Genomic DNA, 26,660 nt, shown 5'->3' with positions numbered 1-26,660 from the left:
TTTCAGCGATGCGCTGATCTTCGCGCGCGGGGTGAAAAATTAACCTTCCCATCTCATAACGTCCCCCGAGGTGGGTATTTACATGGCAATTGAGAACATCGGTTTAGTCGCCGTCACTGAGCACGCAGCCAAGAAGCTTGCGGTCAAACACGGCGGCAAGATCAAGGCGGTAGCGGGTACCAAGTACCTGCTGCAGGTGGACGGCAGCGATGTCGCGCCGGAGAACGTCACCGTCAAGCGTGACGGCAAGGACCTGGAAGTCTTCTTCGAGGGCAGCAAAGAGCCTGATCTGACTCTCCAGAATTTCTTCGCCGAGGGCATGGACAGCCAGCTCTACGGCGTGGCCGAAGACGGCCAGCTGTACGCCTACGTCCGTACTGACGGCGAAGGCTTCTACGGTCACTTGCTGATGAACGACGGCGAGTCCGCTCCGATCGCCCTGGGCGGCGATGCCCTGGGCAACGGCGCGCCGTACCTGGCGTCGACCTTCGATGACGCCGCCGGCTTCGTGCTGTGGCCGTGGCTGCTGGGCCTGGCCGGCATCGGCGCGGCGGCTGCGGTCATCGAGCACAACCGCGACACCGGCAACCACCACCACACCACGCCGACCAGCGCCGAGCCGAGCAACGTCAAGGTGATCGACGACGTCGGTCCGATCCAGGGCCAGCTGGCCAATGGCGACGTGACCGACGATTCGCACCCGACCATCACCGGTGGCGGCGTGCCGGGCGCGGTGATCCACATCATCGACAATGGCACCGAGATCGGCAGCACCACTGTCGACAAGAACGGCACCTGGTCCTTCACCCCGACCACCGGCCTGCCCGATGGCGCCCACGATGTCACCGCGATCCAGGTGGAGCCGGGCAAGAAGCCGAGCCCGCCGGTGGACGTGCTGGACTTCACCGTGGACACCGTGCCGCCCGCCGACCCGGTCGCGACCGTGGAAGGTGGCGTTCACGATGGCGGCGACACCTATTCGCCGAGCAACACCCCGACCATCACCGGTACCGGTGATCCGGGCGACACCATCACCGTGGTGTTCCCGACCGGCGAGAAGGCCACCACCACCGTCGACCCGAGCGGTAACTGGTCGGTGACCCCGAAAGACCCGATTCCCGAAGGCCCGGCTGACATCGTTGTCACCGAGGAAGACCCGGCGGGCAACACCGGCACCACGGTGCTGCCGGTGGTGATCGATACCATTGCCCCGGATGCGCCCAGCGCCTGGCTGGACCCGGCGTCCGATTCGGGCGTGAAGGGCGATGGCCTGACCAACGACAAGACCCCGACCATTGATGGCAAGACCGAGCCGGGCGCCACGGTGACCGTCACCATCCAGCCGACCGGTGAAGTCATCAAGACCGTCGCCGACGACAACGGCGACTGGTCGGTAACGCCGAAGCAGCCGATCCCCGATGGCCCGGTGGACATCCAGGTCACCGCCACCGACAAGGCCGGCAACACCAGCGCGCCCACCGACCTGCCGCTGACCATCGACAGCACCGCGCCGGATGCGCCGAAGGTGTGGCTGGACGATGCCTCCGACTCGGGCGTGAAGGGTGACAACGTCACCAACGTCACCAAGCCGACCATCGATGGCACCGCCGAGCCGAAATCCACGGTGACCGTCACCATCAAGGAAACCGGCGAAGTCCTCACCACCACCGCCGATGCCAGCGGCAACTGGTCGGTGACCCCGACCAAGCCGCTGCCCGAAGGCCCGATCCATGTCGACGCCACGGCGACCGACGCGGCCGGCAACACCAGCCAGCCGGGCACGCTGGACCTGACCATCGACACCACCGCGCCGGATTACTCCAAGCTCGCCATCACCGGCGTGCTGGACAACGTGGGCGACATCACCGGCAACGTCAAGAATGGCGGCGAGACCGATGACACCCACCCGGTCATCAGCGGCACCGGCACGGCCGGGGATATCGTCACCGTCTACACCAAGGACAGCACCGGCAACCACGTGATCGGCAGCGCCACCGTCGGTGCCGACGGCACCTGGTCGCTCAAGCCCGAACTGCCGCTGGTCTCCGGCCTCAACGCGCTGACCGCGGTGGAAACCGACCCGGCCGGCAACGCCACCGTGCCGAGCGCGCCGTACAACGTCACCGTGGACGTGGGTGCGCCCGCGGCGCCGGCCATCGTCAGCGTGTATGACGACGTCGGTCCGTATGTCGGCTTCCTGCAGAAGGGCGCCGTCACCGACGACAACCAGCCGACCTTCAGCGGCACCGCGCAGCCGGGCAGCACCGTCAAGCTGTATGACAGCAACGGCCTGGTGATCGGCAGCGGCGCCACCGATGCCTCCGGCAACTGGACCATCACCACCGACAAGCTGGCCGACGGCCTGCACAACATCACGGCCACGGCCACCAACAGCGTCGGTACCGAGAGCGCCCATACCGGCATCTGGCCGTTGACCGTCGACACCGGCGCGCCGGCCAATACCACGCTGGTCATCACCGATGACGTCGGCCCGGTCACCGGTCCGCTGCACAACGGCGACACCACCGACGACAACCAGCCGACCTTCAGCGGCCAGGCCGAGCCGGGTGGCAAGGTCATCGTGTATGACAATGGCAAGCCGATTGGCGAAGCCGATGTCGATCCCTCGGGCAACTGGGAATTCACCCCCACCACCCCGCTGGTCGACGGCCCGCACGACTTCAGCACCGAAGTGCTGGACCCGGCCGGCAACAGCTCCGGCCAGGGCAACCCGACGCACATCACCATCGATACCTCCGGTGTGATCGTCAGCATTACCCATGTGATCGACGACGTCGGCAGCATCACCGGCGACATCGCCCTGCACGGTGTGACCGATGACACCCGCCCGGACATTGTCGGTACCGGCAAGGTCGGCGCCATCGTCACCATCAAGGATGGCGACACCGTGCTGGGCAGCACCACCGTCGACGCCAGCGGCAACTGGAGCTTCACGCCGTCCAGCGACCTGGCCGAAGGCAAGCACAGCATCATTGCCACGGCCGTGGACCTGACCGGTAGCACCGGCTCGTCCAGCGTGTTCGACTTCACCGTGGACACCACCGCGCCGGCCAAGCCGACCATCGACCAGGTGTACGACGACGTCGGCAGCATCCAGGGGCCGATTCCCAATGGCGGCGTGACCGACGACTCGACCCCGACCCTCACCGACTACACCGCGCCGGCCAACACCGGTCTGGTGATCACTGACGACGTAGGTGCCGTCACCGGCGCGCTGAGCGACGGCGACACCACCGATGACAACCAACCGACCTTCAGCGGCGAAGCCGAGCCGGGCAGCACCGTCATTGTCTACGACAATGGCACTGCGATTGGCAGCGCCACCGCCGATGCGTCCGGCAACTGGTCCTTCACTCCCGCCGACCCGCTGGTCGACGGCCCGCACGACTTCACCACCGAAGTGGTGGACGAGGCTGGCAACAGCTCCGGCCAAAGTGACCCGACCCACATCATCATCGACACCAGCGGTGTGAGCGTCGCGATCACCCATGTGATCGATGACGTGGGCAGCATTACCGGCGACATCACCAATGGCGGCGTGACTGACGATGCCCGTCCGGAATTCCAGGGCACCGGTAAAGTCGACAGCATTGTCACCATCAAGGATGGCGACACCGTGCTGGGCAGCACCGTGGTCGATAACAACGGCAACTGGTCCTTCACCCCCACCAGTGATCTGGCTGATGGCGAGCACAGCATCAGCGTGACCGCCGTCGACAAGACCCTGACCTACATGGCCCAGTACTACTCCAAGGCCGGCAGCGCCACCGCTGGCAAGCTGCAGACCGTGGGCTACTGGACCCTGACCTACTGATGAGGTCCGCCGCCTGCTGGCGGCATGCAACACCCGAGGGGGAGGGTTTCCCCTCCCTTTCGGTTTCCTGGAGGTGAGCGAGAAATGGCAAGTCTGACTGCTAAATCCCTGTGGTTCGTTGGGTGCCTGAGCGCCGCCCTTTTTGGGTCGGGTGTCGCCGACGCCGGCATCGTCATCCAGGGCTCGCGTGTCGTGTACCCCGCGAAAGAGCGCGAAGTCACCATCAAGATGACCAACATCTCCGATCAGCCATCGCTGGTTCAGGCCTGGGTCGACAAGGGCAACGACAAGCTCACCGCCGACAAGGCCGACGGCCCGTTCCTGGTCACTCCGCCCATCACCCGTGTCGAAGGCAAGAAGGGCCAGGCCCTGCGCCTGGTGTACACCGGTGATGACGCCGCTGCGAAGCAGCAGGAAACCGTGTTCTGGCTGAACGTGCTCGACGTTCCGCCCATGCCCAAGGACCAGGACGCCAACTTCCTGCAGGTCGCTGTCCGTTCGCGCCTGAAGATTTTCTATCGCCCCGAAGGCCTGCCGGGCAACCCGACGCAGAGCGCCGAGAACCTTTCCTGGTCCCTGGTGCAGAACGCCGCCGGTTACAGCCTGCGGGCGAAGAACAGCGGGGCGTTCCATGTGTCGCTGACCACCGTGCAACTGCTTGCCGAGGGCAGGACCTTCGATGTGAAGGCTGATGACGTGCAGATGGTCGGGCCCGGCCAGAGCGTCGATTTTCCCCTGGCGGGCCTCAAGTCTGCGCCCAAGGCTGGCGCGCAGGTCGACTACCAGTGGGTGAGTGACTACGGCGCCCTGAACAAGCACGAAACCAAGCTCTAAGCCCCGCCTCCGGACCGGCCGTCCGGAGCCCCGCCACTACCTCCATTTCCGTCCTCGTGGTCGTCGCCCCGGGGTGGATCAGCTCGGCCGCAACACCTCGGAATACTCGGGACGATGAACATGGCAACCACGCACAGCACCTTTCCGACGTCGCCCGCAGGTGCCGCGCCGGCCCATGCCGGGGCCACTGCCGCGGTGACGCCGGCGTCCCTGGGCGGGTGCCTGCTGGTCGGTGCGTTGCTGGTGGGCAGCAATCTGGCTCTGGCGGCCGACCCGGACAACTCGTCGTCCCCTGCCTTCGCGACCTTCAACCCGAGCTTCTTCAGCCAGGGCGCGGGGACATCCGGCGTCGACGTGACGCGTTTCGAGCATGGCGCGCCGGTCGATCCGGGAACCTACCGCCTGGATGTCTACGTCAATGACCTGTGGGTTGGGCGCATGCCGATCACCGCCGTTGCCCAGGGCAGCGGCAAGACCGCCACCTCGCGCTATTGCGTGAAGCCCTCGCAGTTCCTCGACTTTGGCGTGGACGTCAGCAAGCTGCCGCCCGAGCAGCAGAAACGTATCGTGGGTGACTGCGTCGACTTCGCCTCGGTGGTGCCCGACGGCAAGATCGACATCGACCTTTCCGAACTGACGGCGCGCGTTTCCGTTCCGCAGCTCTACATGGGGCGCAAGGTGCGTGGGTATGTCGATCCGTCGCAATGGGACGGTGGCGTGACCGCCGGTTTCGTCAACTACGACACCAACCTGTATCGCACCGATGCCTATGGCAGCAACAACACCCAGACCTACGCCGGCATCAACGCGGGCGTCAACCTGGCGGATTGGCGCCTGCGCCACAACGGCTCGTACAACCGCAACGAGCCTGATCGTGGCAAGACCACCAGCGCCTATCAGTCGCTCAGCAGCTATGCGCAGCGCGATGTCACCAGCCTCAAGTCGCAACTCACCCTGGGGCAGTACTACACGCCCAGCGACCTGTTCGATTCGGTGCCCTACACCGGCGCCCAGCTCGCCAGTGATGACCGCATGCTGCCCGACTCCCAGCGCGGCTTCGCTCCGGACATTCGCGGCGTGGCGGAAACCAACGCCCGAGTGAGGGTCAAGCAGGGGCAGAACGTCATCTACGAAACCACCGTCGCCCCTGGCGCGTTCGAGATCAATGACCTCTACAACACCGGTTATGCCGGCGACCTGACGGTGGAAATCACCGAGGCCGACGGCCGCGTGAAATCCTTCCTGGTGCCCTATGCCTCGGTCAGCCAGCTGGTGCGTCCTGGCGTCTCGCGTTTCAGCGTGACCGCCGGCAAGTACCGCGACGACAACTTGCGGCGCGAGCCCACCTTCGCCCAGGGCACCTACCAGTACGGCCTGAACAACCTGATGAATACCCACCCTGACGGGGTTTGGCGTGCGCTCCATGGTCAATGCCTACAACGTCAGCAGCGGGGCGACTGCCACCAGCAGCAACGGGACATTTACCGTCTGGAACACCGGCGTACCCGGTATAGGAATCGCCATTGGCTACCGGTACTACATCGGTGCCCTGGGTGACTGTGCGGGTACGACGGGGTGGGGGACCTGGAGGACGCCCAGCACGGCGTGGGCCGGTCTTGTATGCACCAATGGTTCGAACAAGGCGTTCAGCGGTACTTATGGCACTCAGGTGACGGCAGCGCTGGTCAAGACGGCGGCGGTTGTCAGTACTGGCGGCACGGTGGCCGGTGGCACGATCGCACAGTCGGCCATGATGTATGGCGGAACCACCCAGACCGGCACGGCCTATAGCTACCAGATGAACAGCATCAACATCGTTCCCTTGCTGTGCAGCACGCCGAACGTCTCGGTGAGCCTGGGCAAGCATCAGCGCTCGGAGTTCAAGGGCGTGGGCTATACGACCGCGACCGTCGACTACAACTTCAACATCCAGGATTGCCCGGCGGGTCTGAATACCATCCGCTATCGCTTCGATGCCTTGACCACGGTACTCAACAGTTCGCAATCGGTGGTGGCGCTGGACAGCACCTCGCAGGCCACCGGCCTGGGCGTCCAGTTGCTCGATGGCACCGGCAGCGCGCTCGCCCTGGCGACCTACAAGACCTTTGCCGACTACAAGACGGCCACCGGCGGCAGCTACTCGATCCCGCTCAAGGCACGTTATTACCAGACAGCCGCCAACGTCACCGTGGGCAAGGCGCGCAGCGGAATCACCGTGACCATGCTGTACCAGTAATCGGGGCTGGCAGTGCATCTGACGGGCGCCTTGGCGCCCGTCGTGCATTGGCACGTGGGCCGCGCGAGGGGATAGCGCCGGAAGGCCGACGTTGCCGAGCCGTGGAAGGGGAAGGCGGGATCAACATTCCCCCGGTGCCTGCACGTCCGCGGGTATGGACGGGGCACCGAGGCCAGGCGGCTTGGGCCGCTACACGAGGGGAATGGAAATCGACCTTGTCTTGTGGACAAGGTCGGACTCCTACCCTGCGAGGGGTACCTGACAAGTCTCCCGCAGGGCGGGGAGCGCGCCAACGATAGAAGCTGGCTACTGGCCGGTCAATCGGAAACGACAAACGCGCGTTCGCAAATGTCCGATATTCGAACTGAAAGGTCCTACCGCCCGGCATTTTCGTTAGCCGGCTATCGGAGATGTCTATACTGTTTCTGGATATGTCCGCGAAAAACTCCGCCTTTGGAGTCAGACGTGAACAGGGGACGGTAGAGGGATTTCCGTCCAACGAGACGGGAAGCTGCCGTACCGACGAGACAATCCACGACAAGAGAATCCCCATGAACACACCTGCCGCACCGCAGTATTCCGACCACGAACGCCGCTCACGCATCCTTGCCATCGTGGGCGCCTCGTCGGGCAACCTGGTGGAGTGGTTCGACTTCTACGTCTACGCCTTCACTGCCCTGTATTTCGCCCACGCCTTCTTCCCCTCGGACGACCCGACGGTACAACTGCTCAACACCGCCGGGGTGTTCGCCGCGGGCTTCTTGATGCGCCCCATCGGCGGCTGGCTGTTCGGCCGCATCGCCGACAAGAAGGGCCGCAAGACCGCGATGATGATCTCGGTGCTGATGATGTGCGGCGGCTCGCTGGCGATTGCAGTGATGCCGACCTACGCCAGCATCGGCGTCGCGGCGCCCGCGCTGCTGCTGATCGCGCGGCTGTTCCAGGGCCTCTCGGTGGGCGGCGAATACGGTACCAGCGCGACCTACATGAGCGAAGTGGCGCTCAAGGGCCAGCGCGGCTTCTTCGCCTCGTTCCAGTACGTGACCCTGATCGGCGGCCAGTTGCTGGCGGTGCTGGTGGTGGTGATCCTGCAGCAGTTGCTGACCACCGACGAGTTGAAGGAGTGGGGCTGGCGGATTCCCTTTGTGGTAGGCGCCATCACTGCGGTGATCGCCTTCTACCTGCGCCGCTCGCTCAACGAAACGGCCAAGGAATCCAACCTCAAGCGCAAGGAGTCGGGCACCCTCACCGAGCTGTTCAGGCACCACAAGCGCGAGTTCTTCACCGTGCTCGGCTTCACCGCCGGCGGCTCGCTGATCTTCTACACCTTCACCACCTACATGCAGAAATACCTGGTGAACACCGCCGGGATGGACCCCAAGGTAGCCAGCGGCGTGATGACCTTCGCGCTGTTCTGCTACATGTGCATGCAGCCGCTGTTCGGCGCGCTGTCTGACCGCATCGGGCGCAAGACCTCGATGCTCTGGTTCGGCGCCCTGGGCATGATCTTCACCTGGCCGATCCTCTCCGCGCTCAAGGCGGTGAGCAGCCCCTACCTGGCGTTCGTGCTGATCATCGCGGCGATGGCCATCGTCAGCCTGTACACCTCCATCAGCGGCCTGATCAAGGCGGAGATGTTCCCGCCGGAAATCCGCGCCCTGGGCGTGGGCCTGTCCTACGCGGTGGGTAACGCGATCTTCGGCGGCTCGGCCGAATACGCCGCGCTGGGCCTCAAGAGCATGGGCATGGAAGAGGTGTTCTACATCTACGTCTCGGTCATGTGCGGCGTGGCGCTGCTGGTCTGCCTGCTGCTGCCGGACCTGCGCAAGGTCAGCTACCTCAACGACGAGGACTGACCCGCGCGATTCCTCAGTCGGTGCCGCGGCCACGCAGCGCGTGGTCGGGCAGCGACAGGGCGATCAGCAAGGCCAGGGCGCCGAAGCCTGCGTTGATCAGGAACAGGTGCCCGAATACCCCGTCCAGCGTGAGCCGCTGCGCCTCGTGGCCGGCTCCGCTGAGGCTGGCCAGCAACGCGCTGGCGGATAGACCATGCCCCGCCTCGCCCGCCAACGGCTGCAGCATCGCCAGCAGCAGCGCAGACATCAGCGCGATTCCCACGGCGCCGCCCAGCGAGCGGAACAGCGTGATGTTGCTGGTCGCCACCCCCAGGTGCCGCGTCTCCACCGCACTCTGCGCCGCCACCAGGCTGGTGGGGAACTGCGTGCCGGCGGCGATGCCCGTCAGCAGCATGCAAACGCCGGAGAGAACGAACGCGCTCGGCGGCGTCAGCGCCAGGCCGGCAATCGCCAGCGGCATCAGCAGCGCGCCGCCGACGATCTGCGGCTTGTAGCGGCCGATGATCGCCGTGAGCCGGCCGCAGCAATAGGCGCCGATCGGCACGCCCATGGCCAGCGGCAGAAGGTGCAGCGCCGCGCTGTCCGCGCCCGCGCCGGTCACCGACTGGAAGCGCAGCGGCACCAGCACCGACAGCGAGATGACCTGGAAGCTGGCGAAGAAGCTGATCAGCCAGCTCAGCGTGGCGGCGCGAATACCGAACAGGTGCATCGGCACCAGCGGCTCCGGCGCGCGGCGTTCCTGCAGCACGAACAGCGCGATCAGCACCAGCGCGGCGGCGAACAGCGCAAGCATCTGCGGGTCGTTCCAGCGCACGCCCTGGCCGACCTCGGTGATCGCCAGCAGCAGGCTGCCCAGGCCGGCGATCATCAGCATCGTGCCGAGGTAGTCGATCACCGGCTTGCGTCCCGGCACCGGCAGGCCGCTCAGGGTCCGGCGCGACACGGCCAGGGCGACCAGGCCCACCGGCAGGTTGATCAGGAAGACCCAGCGCCACGACAGGTACTCGGTGAGCAGCCCGCCCAGCACCGGGCCGGCGATGCTCGCCACCGCATACATGCTGCTGAAGTAGCCCTGGTAGCGGCCGCGCTCACGCGGCGGGACGATGTCGCCGATGATCGCCTGGCTCACCGACATCATGCCGCCAGCGCCGATGCCTTGCAGGACACGGGCGATCACCAGCTGCTCCATGCTCTGGGCAGCGCCGCAGAGCAGCGAGGCGACGGTGAACAGGCCGATGGCGAACAGCATCAGCGCGCGGCGGCCGTAGAGGTCGCCGAGCTTGCCGTAGATCGGCATGGAGATGGTCATCGCCACCATGTAGCCGGAGATGACCCAGGCGAGCAGGTCGAAATCGCCGAAGCCTGCGGAGATCGCCGGCAGGGACACGGCGACGATGGTCTGGTCGAGCGCGCCGAGGAAGATCGCCAGCATCAGCCCCACCAGCACGGTGCGGACCGCCGGACGCGGCGCGGAGAAGGTAGTCAAGACAGCCCCCTTGGACGGCAGAGGTCCTCCGGTCGGAATGCGCGCGGAGGGCCCCACAGTGTAGTGCAATGAAGGCGCGAGCGGTCACGCCGGCGACATCGTTACCGGTCTGTGAAGGCTCTATCTCAGGGTTGGCAACGATGGACAGCGGGTCGACTGCTACGCTTGCGTAGCGAACTATGTTTCTGCGCGGGTGGTCTTCCGTCGACATGGCGGACGGGCCGCCGCGCATTCTTTTGGAACGCTTCGCGCCGGTTGCGCTCCACTGCAAAGGTATCGGCAGGTCAACCGCTGCGGTCGGAGCCCGATAGATTTTCGCGGGCCAGGCCATAGGCGAAGACTATGGAGTCGCTGGTCTATAGTTCTTCAGCCCTGTGACCAGGAGGTTTGCATGAAAGCCAATCTGCCCTCTGAGTTGCTGTCCCTGCAGTTGCCGCTGCGCATTCGCATCGGCGAGGCCCAGGCGTTCGACCTCGGCCCGGACCCGCAGGTAACTCTCGTCGTTCGCGACCCTACGCTGCTGACCGAAATCACCCACCCCAGCCTCGATATGCTCGGTCGTGCCTACGTCGAGAAGCGCATGGACATCGAGGGGCCGATCGGTGAGGTGATCGCCACCGCCGACGCCTTGAGTGCCGCCCTGGGCGATGACGACGGCACTACCGACTACGTGCGTGAAAGCCACGACAAGGCCACCGACGCCGAAGCCATCCATTACCACTACGACCTGTCCAATGCGTTCTACCAGCTCTGGCTCGACCCGGAGATGGTGTACTCCTGCGCCTACTACGAAACCGGCACCGAGGACCTGGCCACCGCCCAGGTGGCCAAGCTGCGCCACCTGTGCCGCAAGCTGCGGCTGCAGCCGGGCGAGAAGCTGCTCGACGTCGGCTGCGGCTGGGGCGGCCTGGCGCGCCTGGCGGCGCGGGAGTTCGGCGTGCAGGTGCACGGCATCACCCTCAGCGAGGAGCAGCTCAAGCTCGGCCGTGAGCGCGTCAAGGCCGACGGCCTGGAAGGCAAGGTGACCCTGGAATTGCTGGACTACCGCGACCTGCCGCGCGACGGCCGCTACGACAAGGTGGTCAGCGTCGGCATGTTCGAGCACGTCGGCCACGCCAATCTGGGCCTGTACTTCCAGCACTTGTATGACGCGGTGCGCCCGGGCGGCCTGGTGATGAACCACGGCATCACCTCCAGCGATACGGAAGGGCGGCCGGTCGGCCGTGGGGCCGGGGACTTCATCGACCGCTACGTGTTCCCCCACGGCGAGCTGCCGCACCTGTCCCTGGCGGTGGCGCGCATGAGCGAGGCGGGGCTGGAAGTGGTCGACGTCGAAGGCCTGCGCCTGCACTACGCGCGCACCCTGGACTTCTGGAGCGCCAACCTCGAAGCGAAGCTGGCCGAGGCGGCGAAACTGGTGCCCGAGCAGGCTCTGCGCATCTGGCGCCTGTACCTGGCCGGCTGTGCCTACGGCTTCAAGAAGGGCTGGATCAACCTGCACCAGATCCTCGCCAGCAAGCCGCACGCCGACGGCGGTCATGAAGTGCCGTGGAGCCGCCGGGATATCTACGCCTGAGCCGCTGCATGTCATGCCATCGGGCCCGGTTCGCCGGGCCCGGTGCGTTCGATGTGCGACCAAAGATGATGTCGCAATGCTTGCATTGAAGGCGGGCAGAGGATAAACCGTCGCCTTCTTTTGGCTTGTCCCTGCAAATCATGGTGTCTTTGGTGTCTGAACTGTCCCTCGTCGAACTCACGCCGGCCCAGGCGCCGTGGCCGCTTCTGCTGCTGGCTGATCCGAGCCGCGCACAGATCGAGCGCTACCTGCCGCAGTCCCGGCTGCTGGCGCTTTGCGACGGCGAGGCGGTGCGCGGCGTGCTGGTGCTGACCGCGCGCAGCTGGGGCGTCGTCGAAATCACCAACCTCGCGGTGGACGAGGCATGGCAGGGCCGCGGCCTGGGACGCCGCCTGCTGACGGCGGCCATCGACACCGCGCGCGCCCTCGGCGCGCTGCGGCTGGACATCGCCACCGGCAACTCCAGCCTGGCGCAGCTCGGGCTCTACCAGCGCATGGGCTTTCGCCTGGCCAGCATCGAGCACGATTACTTCGCGCTGAACTACCCCGAACCCATCATCGAAAACGGCATCCGCTGCCGCGACCGCGTGCGCCTGGACATGGTGCTTTAAGCGCGGCGCCAGCGGCTGACCGCCACCGCGTCGTGGGCATGCAGGCTTTCGGCATGCACCACACGCACCTCGAAGCCCGCCACCGCCTCGTGCTGCACCAGGGCGCGATGCAGCCGGCGGGCGGCGTCCTCGCAGAACATCAGGTTCTGCCCGTTGGCCAGGGCGAAGGCCTGCTCGTCGGCGCGCTTCACGGCGGTCTGTACGGCGGTGCCGAGGGCATCTTCGGCCAGGTCGATCAGCTCGCGGAAGGCGAATGCCTGCGCCGTCGCCTCCAGGTCCAGATGCAGCCGCGCCTCGCTGCGCTGGCTGTGCGGTGTGGCGACGATGCCCTGCGGGCTGCCGAGCCAGGCGCGGACCTCGCTCGCGTTGAGTGGGCGGCCGGCGAAGTCGGCGTCGAAGCGCTCCTGGATCAGCTGCCGCGCCAGCGCCGCCGAACAGGGACAGGTGGACGAATAGGGCAGGCTCAGGCGCAACGCCAGTTGCAGCTCGTCGTCCTGCAGGTGCGCGTGGATCTCGCAGGGGTAGCGCTTCCAGCCGCTGAGCGGGCTGACCAGCGCGGGGCGCCGCAGCAATAGTTCGAAACGCAGTGTCAGGCTGGCGCTCCGGGAAAGTTGCGCGTGGCTCCTGAGGAAGTGCCTGAGCACCTCGCGCAGCAGGTGCGGTGACAGTTCCGCCTCGGCCAGCGCCTCCAGCGCCAGGTACAGCCGCGACATGTGGATGCCGCGCGCGTCGGCTTCGTCGAGGCTGACCCCGGCGTCGGCGAAGGCGGCGACACGCTCGCCGGCGATCAGCAGCGGTAGGGCGATGCCTTGCATGCCCACCCAGTCGAGCGGAATCGGCAGGCGGGTGGATTGGCAGGCGATGTCGGGGAGCAGGGCAGTCATGGGCGGGTCACGGTTGGCAATTGTTATAATATAACGTATTTGCTTCCGAACGATCCCGCAATGGCCTGGCAGTGCGTTCAGCGCTCCTGCTGCTTGCACCCGCTCACCCGTCCGCAGGTCAGTCGCCCGCTGTCACCGGTGGAGCTGCTGAAGCGGCTGATGTTGGTCCAGCCGATGCCACGGCTGGTGCCTACCCACACCTGGCCGTCGCTGGCCACGCCGCTGAAGAAGGTCAGGCTGCCGTAGCGCGTGCCGGTCTGCGCCCAGCGCCGTCCGCTGCTCGCCTCGACACCGCGCAGGTAGGTGTCGTGACCCTGGGTGGCGACGCTGTAGAGATTGCCCGAATCGTCCATGCAGGCCAGCACCGTTGCCGACCAGGCGCAGTGCGCCGGTTCCTCGCCGGGGAAGGGCAGCGGCGCAGAACCGCTGGCATGGGCGAAGGGCGCGAACAGGCAGAGCAGCAGGGAACGGCGCAGCATCGAAGGTCTCGGCAGGCGGGCGGTGCAGAACATCGGTATCGCACGTCGCAAGGGCGCTGTCGACGCCATTGCGAATCGTGAATTGTTATAATATAACATAAAAGATCACTCCCTTCCCGGAGACGGTCATGACCGAACAGGAATTGCTCGCCCAGCCCGGCGAGGCTTACATGAGCGAGGCGCAACAGGCGTATTTCCGTGCGCTGCTGCTGGACCAGCGCGACCAGCTGCAAGGCCGCATCGACGAGGAATTCCGGTCGTTGCAGGACAGCGAGCGGGCCAGCGATGACGCCGATGTCGCCAGCCGCGAGGAGTCGCGGCAATGGCAATTGCGCCTGCTGGAACGCGAGAAGAAGTTGCTCGACAAGATCGACCAGGCGCTGGAGCGCCTGGCCCGGGGCGATTACGGCTGGTGCGCGGAGACCGGCGAACCGATCGGCCTGCGCCGCCTCCTGCTGCGCCCCACCGCCTCGTTGTGCATCGAGGCCAAGGAGCGCCAGGAACGGCGCGAACTGCACGTCCGCGAAGCCTGACTACCTGGAGCCCCCGTGAACAAGCCCCTCCCCGTCACTGTCCTGTCCGGCTTCCTCGGCGCCGGCAAGAGCACGCTGCTCAACCATGTGCTGAAGAACCGCGAGGACCTCAAGGTCGCGGTCATCGTCAACGACATGAGCGAAATCAACATCGACGGCCGCGAGGTGCAGCAGGGCGTCAGTCTCAATCGCGGCCAGGAACGCCTGGTGGAAATGAGCAACGGCTGCATCTGCTGCACCCTGCGCGAGGATTTGCTGGAAGAGGTCAGCCGCCTCGCCAGCGAAGGCCGCTTCGACTACCTGCTGATCGAGTCCACCGGCATCTCCGAACCGCTGCCGGTGGCCGAGACCTTCACCTTCCGCGACGAGCAGGGGCGCAGCCTGTCGGACCTGGCGCGGCTGGACACGCTGGTCACGGTGGTGGACGGGCTGAACTTCCTTGCCGACTACCAGGGCGCCGACAGCCTTGCCGAACGCGGCGAATCCCTCGGCGAGGACGACGAGCGCTCGCTCAGCGACCTGCTGGTGGAGCAGGTGGAGTTCGCCGACGTCATCCTGGTGAGCAAGATCGACCTCATCGGCAGCGCCGAGCGTGACGAACTGCTGGCGATCCTGCGCCGCCTCAACCCCGACGCCGATATCCAGCCCATGGTCATGGGCCAGGTGCCGCTGGCGACCCTCCTCGACACCGGCCGCTTCGACTTCCAGCGCGCCGAACGGGCGCCCGGCTGGCTCAAGGAACTGCGCGGCGAGCACCTGCCGGAGACCGAGGCCTATGGCATTGCCTCCAGCGTCTATCGCGCGCGCCGGCCGTTTCACCCGCAGCGCTTCCATGACTTCCTCGCCCAGCCCTGGAGCAATGGCCGGCTGCTGCGTTCCAAGGGCTTCTTCTGGCTCGCCAGCCGTTACCGCGAGGCGGGCAGTTGGTCCCAGGCCGGCGGCCTGATGCGCCATGGCCTGGCCGGGCGCTGGTGGCGCTTCGTCCCGCGCGAGCACTGGCCGCAGGACACCACCGAGCTGCAAGGCGTGCTGCGCCACTGGCACGAGGACAGCGGCGACTGCCGCCAGGAGTTGGTCTTCATCGGCCAGAACCTCGACTTCCGGCGGCTGTTCGCGGAACTCGACGATTGCCTGCTGGATGACGAGGAACTGGCCGCCGGCACGACCGCATGGAAGCGCCTGCCCGACCCCTTCGAGCCGTGGGAGAGCCAGGCGTGATGCTCATCTGAATTCGCCGACACCTACTCCGGACCAGACCTCCGCGTAGGAGCGGACTCCGTCCGCGATAGTCATGCCTCCGCACGGAGGCTGACCCATGAGCAGACCCAAAGAGGTTTCCTGGCAAGAAGGGCATCAAGCCTTGCGCAAAGGCCGAGCCTCCATTCCCGGCGGAATCTATCTGTTGACCGCGACGACGCGTGAGAGGAAGCCGCTGTTCTCGGATTTTTACATGGGTTGTTGCGTTGCGCGCTGCTTCGAGACGGGGCTTGCTCTGGGAGCAAACGAATTGCTGGCGTGGGTGCTGATGCCCGATCACGCGCATTGGTTGCTGCAGCTCGCCAGTGGCGAGTCCCTGCACACCAGCGTGGGGCGGCTCAAGGCCGTCAGCGCCCGTTGCCTCAATGAGCATCACGGAAGACGAGGAGCGTTATGGGCTGCGGGTTATCACGATCACGCATTGCGCAATGAGGTGGAAGTTTTACCCACCGCGCGTTACATCGTTGCTAACCCGATACGCGCGGGGTTGGTCAGGCGGGTTGGGGATTATCCCTTCTGGAGCGCGAAGTGGCTGTGAGCGATCGCGGACGGAGTCCGCTCCTACGCACCGTATAACTCCGAAGTGCAGGCAAAAAAATGGGCCACCCCGAGAGAGCGGCCCGATTCACCAAGATCACGTCCGGCGTGGGGTGCCGGGAGGGTGTGAGGTACCCGTCGACAGTAAGCCCGAGCCGTGTGACAGGGCGATGACCGTCACTCGCCCTTGCGCCAGTGGCCGTTGCTCTGGCTCTCGCAGAACGGCTGGAGGATGCGCGCGTCACTTGCCACGCCGTAGTAGTGGATGTCCTGGCGGTAGGGCACGCCCTGGGTCTGGGCGTTCTCGCAGACGCCGAAGGCGCCGCTGGGGCAGTTCTCGGCGTAGGTCACCTCGACCTTCTGGTCCTTGAGCTGCGGCTGGCAGAAGCCCTCGCGGAAGAGTTTTTCCGGGATGCTGCGGTTCTGCTGGCAGACTTTCACGTCGACGTCCTTGCCCTGGGTGTGCACCACGCAGGCCTCGCCGTGGGCGAGCAGGGGCAGGCAGGCGAGGGCAAGAGGCATGAGCAGGCGCATGGTCGATCCGGGGTGGCGTGACGAAGCGGCGACTCTAGCGCTTTTCCCGGCGAGCGTCAGGCGGCACCATGGGCGAATGTTGAAGCAGATCCCGACTCATCTCATCGCCGGCCCCCTCGGGGCGGGCAAGACCAGCCTGCTGCAGGCCCTGCTGGCGCAACGTCCGGCGGGCGAGCGCTGGGCCGTGCTGGTCAACGAATTCGGCCAGGTCGGCCTGGACGCCGCGCTGCTGTCCCGCGACGACGACGGCATCGCCCTGGGCGAAGTCGCCGGCGGCTGCCTGTGCTGCGTGAATGGCGCGCCGTTCCAGGTGGGTCTCGGCCGCCTGCTGCGCAAGGCCCGGCCGCAGCGGGTGTTCATCGAGCCCTCCGGCTTGGGCCACCCCGCACAGTTGCTGGCGCAACTGCGCGCGGCGCCCTGGCAGGGCGTGCTGGCCGTTCAGCCGTTGCTGATGGTCCTCGACGCCGCCGCGCTGGCCGCCGGGCAACCGCTGCCCGAGGCGCAGCGTCAGGCGCTGGGGGAGGCGGCCGTGTTGCTGATGAACAAGTCCGAGGGGCTGGACGACCAAGCGCGTGCGGCCCTGGCGGCGCAGTTGCCGGCGCTGCCGCTGCGCTGGACCAGCCACGGCCATCTGTCGCTGGACGAGCTGCCGCAGACCCCCGTCGAGGCGGCCGGCGCTGATTTGCCGCAGGGCGCTGCGACCGGCGAAGCGGCGATGCTGTTGCGCCGCGAGGCGCCGTTGCGCCAGGTGCGCGTCGAGGACGGTCGACAGGCGGTCGGCTGGCGCTTCCACCGCGACTGGCGCTTCCGCACCGCGGCGCTGGACGCCTGGCTGGCGGGGCTTGCTGGCGTGCTGCGGGCCAAGGCCGTGGTGCACGGGGAGGAGGGTTGGTTGGCCTGCAACCGCACCGCCGGTCCGGCGCCCTGGACGCCCAGCGCCTGGCGCAGGGACAGCCGGATCGAGCTGATCCTCGCGGGCCAAGCCGATCCGCAGGCCCTGCAGGACGGCCTGTTGCGGTGCGCCATCGCCCCAATCTGACAGAGAAGGTTGCCCTCCCGGACTGAGTGAATGATAATAATTATCAGAAGATATTGCTTCGTGAACTCTTCCCGCAGGCTTTCTCATGTCGTTACCCCAACCGCGCAAAGCGGCGGACGCAGGTCCTGCCGTGGACGCTGAGGATCCGCTGTTCACGTCCGCCTCGGCGGATGACGGCGCCCATTTGCCCAGCGTGAACGCCCAGCGCGCCAATGAGGCCACCCTGCGACTGGTCAGCTGCGCGGGGCCCCGCCGCGACGAGGAAGTGGTTCCCGAAGAGGTCCTGATCCCCTACGCCGCGCCGGTCGAAGGCGTGGACGACGGCGAGCAGCCGCCGCCTTCCGGTGGCTGGTGGAAGTCCTCGGGCCTGGCGATTGCCCTGCACGTGGCCATCGTCGCCGCGCTGGTCTGGGTGATGCCCACGCCCGCCGAGCTGAATCTGGGGGCGGGCGAGATGCCCAAGGCCATGCAGGTCAGCGTGGTCACCCTGCCGCCCAAGCCCGAGGTGCAGCAACCGCCGGCCGCTGCGCCTACGCCACCGCCGCCAGAGCCGGAGCCGCCCAAACCCGTCGAGCCGCCCAAGCCGGTGGAAAAGCCCAAGCCCAAACCCAAGCCGGTCGAGAAGGCCGTGCCCAAGGTTTCGCCCAAGCCCAAGCCGAAACCCAAGCCCGAGCCGGACCCGGCGCCCGCCGAGGAGGCCGCCGCGCCGCCGACTCCGGCCGCACCGCCGCCGCCCGCCGCGCCGACCGTCGGTCAGTTCACCCAGGGCGCCCAGGCCGCGCCCACCGGTTCGCAAGGCCCCGCCGGCCTGCCCACCGGCAGCCTGAACGACAGCGACATCAAGCCGCTGCGCATGGACCCGCCGGTCTACCCGCGCATGGCGCTCAACCGTGGCATCGAGGGCCGGGTGAAGGTGCTGTTCACCATCACCAGCGACGGCCGTATCGCCGACATCCAGGTGCTGGAATCCACGCCGCCGCGGATGTTCGACAACGCCGTGCGCGACGCCATGGACAAGTGGCGCTTCGAGCCGCGCGTCAGCGGCGGCCGGATCGTCGCCCGCCAGGCGACCAAGGTGTTCTTCTTCAAGCTCGAAGGGCGTCGCTGACGGCCATGCGAGCTCCACGAAAAACGCGCCCCAGGGCGCGTTTTTGTTTCCGGCGGAATGCTTTCGTAGGAGCGAGCTTGCTCGCGAACCGGCCGTGCAGCGGAGTCGCCGAAGAATCCGTTCGCGAGCAAGCTCGCTCCTACAGGTGACTCGTCAGCTCCCGGCGCAGCAGCTCGAGCGCTTCCCGCGCCCCGCCCACGGCGATTTTCGCCGGCACCGCGAGCATCAGGTTCAGCGGCAGGCCGAAGCTTTCTATCTGGTTGCCGTCGCGATCGCGGCCCGGTTCCTCGCCCAGCCACTCGCACGGCAGGCGCTCGGCACAGCTGCCGCCCTCGTCGATGTAGCCGAACAGCGGCTTGCCCAGCGCGGCGGCGTAGCCCAGTTCGAAGGCCGTGCCGCTGTCCGGCTCGGCGCCGCGGAAGGGGTTGAGGTTGGCCAGCACGGCGTCGGCCTGGCGAATCAGCTCGAGGTTGGCCTGGTAGATCCAGCGCGCCTGCGCCGCCGGCTCGCGGATGCCCTCGGGCACCGAATGGTCCAGCGGGTACAGCCCCTGCACGCCGAACTCGGCGCACAGGGCCTTGAGCCGCTCGCCCTGCTCGAAGGCATCGGGGCGGAACACGTCGGGGCCGGCGAGGTACAGCTTGAGCATGGTCAGAGTCCCATGAACGACAGCATCAGGAAGGTGGCGAACAGCACGAAGTGGGTCATGCCCTCGATGGCGTTGGTCTTGCCGTCGTGCAGGTTGTAGCCGGCGACCATCAGGGTGATGAACATCATGCCGGTCTGCAGCGGGGTCATCGCCATCTGGATCGGCTGGCCCTTGAACAGCGCCAGCGCCTCGATCACCGGTACGGTGAGGATCACCGTGGACAGCGACGCGCCCAGGGCGATGTTGACCACCGGCTGCATACGGTTGGCCATGGCCGCGCGCAGGGCGGTGAGGATCTCCGGGCTGGCGGAGATCGCCGCCACCAGCAGCGCCGGCACGATAGGCGGCACGCCGCTGCCTTCCAGGCCGACGTCCAGCGCCTTGGACATCACCTCGGCCAGGGCGCCGATCAGCACCACGCCGACCACCAGCAGGCCCATGGACTGCTTGCTGTTGCCCGCCGCCTCGTGGCCTTCGGCGTGCTCGCCGTGGGCTGCGTAGTTGTAGCTGAAGAAGTAGCTGTGCTGGCCGGTCTGCATGCGCAGGAACAGCGCGTAGAGCATGACCATGCAGCCGATGGTGAAGAAGGAGTAGAGCTTCCACTGCTCGGCCGGGATCAGCTCCGGCACCACCATGGAAATGCCCACGGCGGTGAGGATCATGGTCACGTAGGTCTTGCCGGAGTCGTCGTTGTACGACTGCTCGCCGTGCTTGAGGCCGCCCAGCAGCGCCGCCAGGCCGAGGATGCCGTTCATGTCGAGCATCACCGCGGCGTAGATGGTGTCGCGGGCCAGGGTCGGGGAGTGGTTGTGGCCCATCATGATCGCCAGGATCACCACCTCCACCAGCACCGCCGCCAGGGTCAGGATCATCGTGCCGTAGGGCTCGCCGACCTTTTCCGCGAGGACCTCGGCGTGGTGCGCCACGCGCAGCGAGACGCCGATGATCACCGCCAGCAGGGCGGTGGCGGTGATCCCCGCGAGCAGTTTGCCGCCACCGAGCAGGCTGTGCTCCAGCGGATAGACCGCGACGGCCACCAGCAGGGCGAGGAGGAGGAATTTTTCGTCTTTGAGCGCGCGCAGCATCGAGGGGATGTCCATTCCGTAAGTGAGCGAGTGCGCCATCTTAGGCAATGCCCGAAGGCGGCACCAGCCGCGGCCGGGCGACAACGGGACGCGGCGCGCACCATTCGACGCGCTGCCCGTCATCGGCAAGTTCGACAGCATCCCCGCCGGGCCGTGCGATAATGGGCCGATCGCCTGAATAACGAGACCTCACCATGTACGACTGGCTCAATGCCCTGCCCAAGGCCGAACTGCACCTGCACCTGGAAGGTTCGCTGGAGCCCGAGTTGCTCTTCGCCCTGGCCGAGCGCAACAAGGTCGCCCTGCCCTGGGGCGACGTCGAGAGCCTGCGCAAGGCCTATGCGTTCAACAACCTGCAGGAATTCCTCGACCTCTACTACGCCGGCGCCGACGTGCTGCGCACCGAGCAGGACTTCTACGACCTGACCTGGGCCTACCTGCAAAAGTGCAAGGCGCAGAACGTCATCCACGTCGAGCCGTTCTTCGATCCGCAGACCCACACCGACCGTGGCGTGCCCTTCGAAGTCGTGCTGCGCGGCATCCAGGGCGCGCTCAAGGACGGCGAGCAGCAACTGGGCATCAGCCACGGGCTGATCCTCAGCTTCCTGCGCCACCTGTCCGAGGACGAGGCGTTCAAGACCCTCGACCAGGCCATGCCGTTCCGCGACGCCTTCATCGCCGTCGGCCTGGACAGCTCCGAGGTCGGCCACCCGCCGAGCAAGTTCCAGCGCGTGTTCGACCGCGCCCGCAGCGAAGGCTTCCTCACCGTCGCCCATGCCGGCGAGGAAGGCCCGCCGGAATACATCTGGGAAGCCCTGGACCTGCTCAAGATCGAGCGCATCGACCACGGCGTGCGCGCCATCGAGGACGAGCGGCTGATGCAGCGCATCATCGACGAGCAGATCCCGCTGACCGTCTGCCCGCTGTCCAATACCAAGCTCTGCGTGTTCGACCACATGCGTGAACACACCATCCTCGACATGCTCGAACGCGGCGTGAAGGTGACGGTGAACTCGGACGACCCGGCGTACTTCGGCGGCTACGTCACCGAGAACTTCCACGCCCTGCACGAACACCTGGCGATGACGAAGGAGCAGGCGCAGCGGCTGGCGCAGAACAGCCTGGAGGCGCGGTTGGTGAAGTGATGAGGTCCGGCGTCGGCCTGTAACACCCCTCTCCCCAGCCCTGGCTGCGCGCCCCGCTCCGAAGGGAGAGGGGACTGTTCAGAGTGCTCTGACAGTTCCGAGCTCTGCGGTGAGTATCGCTGCTCCCCTTCATGCCATACGGCCCCCGCTCCCTTCAGGGAGAGGGTCGGGGGAGAGGGCATCGCCCAGCGCCAGATTCTGAACTGGAAACCCCGTCCCGATCCGTCCCCTCATCTGGCGTGCGCGACCTTTCGCGCAACCCCTGCTACCCCTATAAGGACGCCTCTCCCACCGTCACGAGGTAGCAGCATGAACAAAATCGTCGCCATCACCGGCGGCTTCGGCCATCTGGGCAGCGTGGTCGGCCAGGCATTCGCCGAGGCCGGCTGGCGGGTCGCCCTGCTCGACCGCGCCGCCGGCCCGCGTTATCCACAGGCTGGCGCGCTGTGCCTGGGCGGCGTCGACCTCACCGACCCGGCCGCCGCCCGAGCGGCGCTGGAGCAGGTCAACGCGCATTACGGCGGGCTGGATGCGCTGATCAACGTCGCCGGCGGCTTCCACTGGGAGACCCTTGGCGACGGCGACATCGACACCTGGGACCTGATGTACCGCATCAACCTGCGCACCGCCGTGGTTTCCAGCCAGGCCGCGCTGGCGCACCTGAAGGCCCGTGGGCGCGGACGCATCCTCAACATCGCCGCCGCCGCAGCTACCCGCGCGGCGTTCGGCATGGGCGCCTACGCGGCGTCCAAGGCCGGCGTCATGCGCCTGACCGAGGCGCTGGCGGAAGAACTCAAGGACGCGCGCATCACCGTCAACGCGCTGCTGCCCAGCATCATCGACACCCCGCAGAACCGCGCGGACATGCCCGGCGCGGAATTCGACCGCTGGGTGAAACCGGAGCAACTGGCGGCCACGCTGCTGTTCCTCGCCTCGGACAGCGCGGCGGCGATCACCGGGGCCTGCATCCCGGTCACCGGGCGGGTCTGAACTCACACCCAGGTCTATTGGACGACGGCGGCCTCGGCCCCTATCCTCGCCAGCTGTCTTGCTGTCCGGTTGCCCCGCCATGTCCCACGTCCTGACTGTCGTCCTGCCGATCTTCGCGCTGATCCTGGTCGGCTGGCTGTGTCGGCGCACTAATCGCCTCGGCCCGCAGGCGGCCTCGGAGATCAACAAGCTGGTGGTCTGGCTGTGCCTGCCGGCGCTGCTGTTCAAGGTCACCGCCACCGCGACCTGGGCGGAAATCTGGCAGCCGGGCTTCCTCGCCGCCTTCACCGGCGGGTGCCTGCTGGTGTTCTTCGCCACCCTCGTCTGGCGGCTGGCGCAGGGCCGCGCCTTGCCGGCGGCGAGCATCGACGGCCTCAGCGCGTCCTATGCCAACACCGGCTACATGGGCATCCCGCTGTGCCTGCTGGTGTTCGGCCAGGACGGCCTGGAGCCGGCGCTGATCGCCTCGCTGCTGGTGGTCTGCGTGCTGTTCGCCATCGCCGTGGTGTGCATCGAGGTCGGCCTGCAGCAGGAGAAGCACGTGGGCCGCGCCGTGGCCGTGGTGCTCAAGGCGCTGGGCAAGAACCCGCTGGTGGTGTCGCCGATCATCGGTGGCCTGTGGGCAACGACCGGCGCCGGCCTGCCGACGCCGCTGCTGCACTTCCTCGACATGCTCGCCGCCGCCACCACGCCGTCCGCGCTGGTGTCGCTGGGCCTGTTCCTGGCGCAGAAGCAGGAGCCGCAGCACGCGCAGGTGGGCGCCTGGCCGCTGGTGGCGATCAAGCTGGTCGGCCAGCCGCTGCTCACCGGTTTGCTCGCCTACCAGGTGTTCGACCTGCCGCCGCTGTGGGCGGACTCGGCGCTGCTGCTCAGTGCGCTGCCCACCGGCACCGGGCCGTTCATGCTCGCCGAGTACTACCAGCGCGAGGCGGCGGTGGTATCGCGGAGCATCCTGGTGTCGACGCTGGGGTCGCTGGTGACCCTGTCCCTGTGCCTGCTGTGGATTGCTCGGTAGGGTCGTCTTTTCTCGGGAAAATCCGTGCCTGGGCTCGCCCCAAGCGCAAGAATCTCTCTGTAGGAGCGAGCTTGCTCGCGAACCGCCCAGCTCCGGAGTCGCCGGGGAGTCCTTTCGCGAGCAAGCTCGCTCCTACAGAAAAGCCTCCGTGCAGGCATAAAAAAACGGACCAGCCATCGCGGGGATGGTGGTCCGTTGCGCAAACGCAGGGGTCCGTCACGGGGGAAGATAATGACGGACCAGACGCAGCCCCTCAGGCGTATGGCCCGAATTGCGTCAACGTTGCGATCAAGCCGGTTCGGTCAGCGCGCCCGGAGCGCGCGCGGGTAGTTGGCGGCCGGAGATCCGGTGGGCGTCGCCCGCCGGTGCGGTGCCCTTGTCGTAGGGCTTGGCCAGCAGCATGTAGACCAGGCCCGCGCCGAGCACCACGACGGTGGTGAGGATCATCGAGTAGTTCATGTACCAGGGCGCATCCGGGGTGCGCGGCCAGACCATGTTGGTGATCGCCGCCACGCCGTAGACCAGCGCCGCGACGTTCACCGGCACGCCCCACTTGCCCAGGGTGAACTGCCCGCCGGGCACCCAGCCCCTGGCGCGGGCGATCAGCGAGGCGATGACGATCAGCTGGAACGACACGTAGATGCCGATCGCGGCGAAGCCGACAATGGTGGCCACGGCGTCGCCCATGAACAGGCCCAGGCAGACGATGGCCGCCGGCATCACGCCCGCCACCACCAGCGCGATGGCCGGCACGTGGTTGGCGTTCAGTTTCGACAGGGCCTTGCTGCCGACGATCATCTCGTCGCGGGCGTAGGCGAACAGCAGGCGGCTGGCGGCGGCCTGCAGGCTCAGCACGCAGGACACGAACGACACCATCACCACCGCCATCACCAGCTTGGAGCCCACCGGGCCGAAGGCGTTGGCGAGGATGGTGGTCACCGGGTCGGTGTCTTCGCCATTGATCACGCGCTGGATGTCCGGCACCGAGAGGATCAGCGCCAGGCACGCGAACATCGCGGCGGCGCCGCCGATGTAGATGGTCATGCGCATGGTCTTGGGGATCATCTTGCCGGGGTTCGGGGTTTCCTCGGCGACGTCGCCGCAGGCCTCGAAGCCGTAGTACTGGAACAGCCCCGCCAGGGACGCGGCGAGGAAGGCCGGCCAGTAGCTGCCGTCGATGCGGATGTCGAAGGTGTTGAACAGCACGCTGAAGGGCTGATGACGCTCGAAGATCAGCAGGTAGCCGCCCACCAGCAGTGCACCGCCCAGCTCACAGATGAAGCCGAACATGGCGACGCGGGCCAGCAGCTTGGTGCCGGACAGGTTGAGCACGGTGGACAGGGCGATCAGCGCCAGGGCGATGCCGATGGCGGCGTTACCGTGCATCTCGAAGCCCAGCATGGCGGCCATGTAGGGGCTGGCGCCCACGGCGATGCCGGCGATGGAGGTGCACAGCGCCCAGGCGTACACCCAGCCGACCATCCATGCCCAGCGCTTGCCCACCAGGCGGCGCGCCCAGGGATAGACGCCGCCGGAGATGGGGAATTGCGAGACCACTTCGCAGAACACCAGGCACACCAGCATCTGGCCCAGGCCGATCAGCAGGTAGGTCCAGAACATCGGCGGACCGCCCGCGGCGAGGCACAGGCCGAACAGGGTGTAGACGCCGACCACCGGCGACAGGTAGGTGAAGCCCAGGGAGAAGTTCTCCCACAGGCTCATGCTGCGTTCGAAGTTGGAGCTGTAGCCGAGCGCGGCGAGCTGCTCGGCATCGGAATCGGTTACGCCAGCGGCACGCTTGGCAGGGGACCCACTCATCGTTGTTTCCTCTCGGGGGGTTGATGGGCAGAAGGCAATCGGCCGGCGGGCCTCACGACGCCCGCCGGTTCCCTTTTCGGGTTTGTAGTTGTAGGTAGTGCGCGGCTTCGCTCGTTGGGGAGCGTTACTGGCCGTCGTCGAACTGCGAGAGCCACTGCACCGCTTGCTGGTGGTAGCGGGTGAAGCCCTTGTAGTCGACCAGCTCCTGGTTGAGGGACTTGAGCACGCGGTGCATGCGCTTGGCCCACGCCGGGTTGGTGGCGATGTCTTCCAGGCTCAGCAGGTAGGTGCGGATCGGGAACACGATGGCGTTGCTGCGCGGCAGACGGTGCAGCGGTTGCAGCTCGATGCGCAAGTAGACCTTTTGACCGGCGTTCTCGGCGGTCACCGTGGTACGGTCCGGCGCCCACTCGGGCAGGGACTCGGCGGACACGTCCAGGCGCGGGTTGACCGTCAGCGACCAGTTCAGGCGGCGCACCGGGTGGCCGTTGCGCAGGCGCAGGAGGAACTTCAGCGCGCGGTCGAGCATGCCGGTTTCCTTCACCAGCGGCACCGGGCCGTGGAACTCGTGCCAGGCCATGCCCAGGTTGAAGCGCAGCGAGTAGTCGGCGCGCTGGGTGGCGATGCCCGCGCCCCAGTACAGGGTGCCGTCGCGCTCCTCCTGCAGGACCCAGTCGCCCTGGGCCTGGCGGGTGACGTACTCCATCGGTTCAAAGGGCAGGGTCGACGGATCACCGAAGGTGAAGGTGTCGTCGATGTCCAGCAGCTTGTTGGTCCAGTGCCAGCGGGTGCCGTCCTTCTCCAGGGAGAAATACTCGGGGTAATCCTTGGCGTAGGACTCCATGATCAGTTCGAGCAGGTCCCACTGCGCCTCCATCATGTGCGGCGCGGAGACGTAGTGCATGCCCGGGTCCTTCTCCAGGGTGATCGCACGGTCGCGGCACTCGCTGATGTAGTGCTCGTCGATGTCGAACACCGCGCGGAAGGCGCCGTCGCCCACGCTGACGTGCGGCTCCAGGTTCATCGAGTACATGTACTCGTCGTCCGGGAAGGGCCAGGGCGCGCGGGCGATGCATTCCGGGCTGTTGGCGTAGGTGTAGTCGTCGCGGTAGGTTTCGTCGGGGCGGAATTGGATGGTCATGGTCGTTCTCCG

At 66.8% G+C, this 26,660-nt stretch carries 23 protein-coding genes; 15 read left to right on the top strand and 8 right to left on the bottom strand.

Annotated features, from left to right (window positions below):
* Window positions 1–82 precede the first annotated feature (82 nt).
* The 5 genes from ACNFIA_RS02170 to ACNFIA_RS02150 all read left to right on the top strand — a co-directional run bounded on the left by ACNFIA_RS02170 (window position 83) and on the right by ACNFIA_RS02150 (window position 8,761).
* On the top strand, window positions 83–3,835 hold the full coding sequence (locus ACNFIA_RS02170; RefSeq protein ID WP_416782714.1) for an Ig-like domain-containing protein: 3,753 nt from the start codon (window positions 83–85) through the stop codon (window positions 3,833–3,835).
* A gap of 84 nt (window positions 3,836–3,919) precedes the next feature.
* Complete coding sequence (locus ACNFIA_RS02165) at window positions 3,920–4,669, top strand: molecular chaperone (protein ID WP_416782713.1); 750 nt, start codon at window positions 3,920–3,922, stop codon at window positions 4,667–4,669.
* 120 nt (window positions 4,670–4,789) lie between these two features.
* Entirely contained in the window at window positions 4,790–6,226 is a 1,437-nt protein-coding gene (locus ACNFIA_RS02160) for a fimbria/pilus outer membrane usher protein (protein ID WP_416782712.1), read from the top strand.
* A 193-nt stretch (window positions 6,227–6,419) separates the two neighbouring features.
* Window positions 6,420–6,905, top strand: coding sequence for a fimbrial protein (locus tag ACNFIA_RS02155; RefSeq protein ID WP_416782711.1), 486 nt, complete (start codon window positions 6,420–6,422; stop codon window positions 6,903–6,905).
* Between the two features lie 551 nt (window positions 6,906–7,456).
* The gene (locus ACNFIA_RS02150) at window positions 7,457–8,761 is read left to right on the top strand and encodes an MFS family transporter (RefSeq protein WP_416782710.1); all 1,305 of its coding nucleotides are present in this window, start codon (window positions 7,457–7,459) and stop codon (window positions 8,759–8,761) included.
* A gap of 13 nt (window positions 8,762–8,774) precedes the next feature.
* On the opposite strand, the gene ACNFIA_RS02145 is transcribed toward ACNFIA_RS02150, so the two are convergent.
* The gene (locus ACNFIA_RS02145) at window positions 8,775–10,247 is read right to left on the bottom strand and encodes an MDR family MFS transporter (protein ID WP_416782709.1); all 1,473 of its coding nucleotides are present in this window, start codon (window positions 10,245–10,247) and stop codon (window positions 8,775–8,777) included.
* 391 nt (window positions 10,248–10,638) lie between these two features.
* On the opposite strand from ACNFIA_RS02145, the gene cfaB reads away from it, so the two are divergent.
* Both cfaB and ACNFIA_RS02135 read left to right on the top strand, forming a co-directional pair.
* Complete coding sequence (gene cfaB, locus ACNFIA_RS02140; RefSeq protein WP_416782708.1) at window positions 10,639–11,823, top strand: C17 cyclopropane fatty acid synthase CfaB; 1,185 nt, start codon at window positions 10,639–10,641, stop codon at window positions 11,821–11,823.
* Between the two features lie 152 nt (window positions 11,824–11,975).
* Window positions 11,976–12,434, top strand: a complete 459-nt coding sequence (locus ACNFIA_RS02135; RefSeq protein WP_416782707.1) for a GNAT family N-acetyltransferase — start codon at window positions 11,976–11,978, stop codon at window positions 12,432–12,434.
* On the opposite strand, the gene folE2 is transcribed toward ACNFIA_RS02135, so the two are convergent.
* Window positions 12,431–13,318 carry a GTP cyclohydrolase FolE2 gene (folE2, locus tag ACNFIA_RS02130; protein WP_416782706.1) on the bottom strand — a complete coding sequence of 296 codons (888 nt, stop codon included), beginning with the start codon at window positions 13,316–13,318 and terminating at the stop codon, window positions 12,431–12,433. The two genes, ACNFIA_RS02135 and folE2, sit on opposite strands and share 4 nt — an antisense overlap.
* A gap of 77 nt (window positions 13,319–13,395) precedes the next feature.
* Complete coding sequence (locus ACNFIA_RS02125) at window positions 13,396–13,848, bottom strand: hypothetical protein (RefSeq protein ID WP_416782705.1); 453 nt, start codon at window positions 13,846–13,848, stop codon at window positions 13,396–13,398.
* 77 nt (window positions 13,849–13,925) lie between these two features.
* Between ACNFIA_RS02125 and dksA the strand changes: the two genes are divergently transcribed.
* The 3 genes from dksA (at window position 13,926) to ACNFIA_RS02110 (ending at window position 16,125) form a co-directional block, all read left to right on the top strand.
* On the top strand, window positions 13,926–14,330 hold the full coding sequence (gene dksA / locus ACNFIA_RS02120; protein ID WP_416782704.1) for an RNA polymerase-binding protein DksA: 405 nt from the start codon (window positions 13,926–13,928) through the stop codon (window positions 14,328–14,330).
* A gap of 15 nt (window positions 14,331–14,345) precedes the next feature.
* Window positions 14,346–15,548 carry a zinc metallochaperone GTPase ZigA gene (gene zigA / locus ACNFIA_RS02115; RefSeq protein ID WP_259758487.1) on the top strand — a complete coding sequence of 401 codons (1,203 nt, stop codon included), beginning with the start codon at window positions 14,346–14,348 and terminating at the stop codon, window positions 15,546–15,548.
* 97 nt (window positions 15,549–15,645) lie between these two features.
* On the top strand, window positions 15,646–16,125 hold the full coding sequence (locus ACNFIA_RS02110; protein ID WP_259758488.1) for an REP-associated tyrosine transposase: 480 nt from the start codon (window positions 15,646–15,648) through the stop codon (window positions 16,123–16,125).
* A gap of 176 nt (window positions 16,126–16,301) precedes the next feature.
* Here ACNFIA_RS02110 and ACNFIA_RS02105 read toward each other — a convergent pair whose 3' ends face one another.
* Window positions 16,302–16,658, bottom strand: coding sequence for an NADH:ubiquinone oxidoreductase (locus tag ACNFIA_RS02105; RefSeq protein WP_259758490.1), 357 nt, complete (start codon window positions 16,656–16,658; stop codon window positions 16,302–16,304).
* A gap of 76 nt (window positions 16,659–16,734) precedes the next feature.
* Between ACNFIA_RS02105 and ACNFIA_RS02100 the strand changes: the two genes are divergently transcribed.
* Together ACNFIA_RS02100 and ACNFIA_RS02095 are read left to right on the top strand one after the other, a co-directional pair.
* Window positions 16,735–17,697: a CobW family GTP-binding protein gene (locus ACNFIA_RS02100; RefSeq protein ID WP_416782703.1), complete on the top strand. Its 963-nt coding sequence runs from the start codon at window positions 16,735–16,737 to the stop codon at window positions 17,695–17,697.
* Window positions 17,698–17,782: 85 nt separating this feature from the next.
* Entirely contained in the window at window positions 17,783–18,805 is a 1,023-nt protein-coding gene (locus ACNFIA_RS02095) for an energy transducer TonB (RefSeq protein WP_259758493.1), read from the top strand.
* 139 nt (window positions 18,806–18,944) lie between these two features.
* On the opposite strand, the gene ACNFIA_RS02090 is transcribed toward ACNFIA_RS02095, so the two are convergent.
* Complete coding sequence (locus tag ACNFIA_RS02090) at window positions 18,945–19,454, bottom strand: nucleoside 2-deoxyribosyltransferase (RefSeq protein WP_416782702.1); 510 nt, start codon at window positions 19,452–19,454, stop codon at window positions 18,945–18,947.
* Window positions 19,455–19,456: 2 nt separating this feature from the next.
* Window positions 19,457–20,539 (bottom strand): calcium:proton antiporter, encoded by a 1,083-nt coding sequence (locus tag ACNFIA_RS02085; RefSeq protein WP_416782701.1) that lies wholly within the window; start codon window positions 20,537–20,539, stop codon window positions 19,457–19,459.
* A 194-nt stretch (window positions 20,540–20,733) separates the two neighbouring features.
* Between ACNFIA_RS02085 and ACNFIA_RS02080 the strand changes: the two genes are divergently transcribed.
* From ACNFIA_RS02080 to ACNFIA_RS02070, 3 genes are all read left to right on the top strand, one after another.
* Window positions 20,734–21,684 (top strand): adenosine deaminase, encoded by a 951-nt coding sequence (locus ACNFIA_RS02080; protein WP_416782700.1) that lies wholly within the window; start codon window positions 20,734–20,736, stop codon window positions 21,682–21,684.
* A gap of 309 nt (window positions 21,685–21,993) precedes the next feature.
* Window positions 21,994–22,674 carry an SDR family NAD(P)-dependent oxidoreductase gene (locus ACNFIA_RS02075; RefSeq protein ID WP_416782699.1) on the top strand — a complete coding sequence of 227 codons (681 nt, stop codon included), beginning with the start codon at window positions 21,994–21,996 and terminating at the stop codon, window positions 22,672–22,674.
* Between the two features lie 79 nt (window positions 22,675–22,753).
* Window positions 22,754–23,689, top strand: a complete 936-nt coding sequence (locus ACNFIA_RS02070; RefSeq protein ID WP_416782698.1) for an AEC family transporter — start codon at window positions 22,754–22,756, stop codon at window positions 23,687–23,689.
* A 288-nt stretch (window positions 23,690–23,977) separates the two neighbouring features.
* On the opposite strand, the gene ACNFIA_RS02065 is transcribed toward ACNFIA_RS02070, so the two are convergent.
* Entirely contained in the window at window positions 23,978–25,507 is a 1,530-nt protein-coding gene (locus tag ACNFIA_RS02065) for an APC family permease (RefSeq protein ID WP_259758501.1), read from the bottom strand.
* A gap of 124 nt (window positions 25,508–25,631) precedes the next feature.
* Window positions 25,632–26,648, bottom strand: a complete 1,017-nt coding sequence (locus tag ACNFIA_RS02060) for a heme-dependent oxidative N-demethylase family protein (RefSeq protein WP_416782697.1) — start codon at window positions 26,646–26,648, stop codon at window positions 25,632–25,634.
* Window positions 26,649–26,660: the final 12 nt, after the last annotated feature.

Origin of the sequence: Pseudomonas sp. NY15437, assembly GCF_048068435.1 — a bacterium.
GTDB lineage: Bacteria > Pseudomonadota > Gammaproteobacteria > Pseudomonadales > Pseudomonadaceae > Pseudomonas > Pseudomonas nitroreducens_B.
Note: the sequence above shows the minus strand (reverse complement) of the source record. Positions and strands in the feature narration are given on the sequence as shown.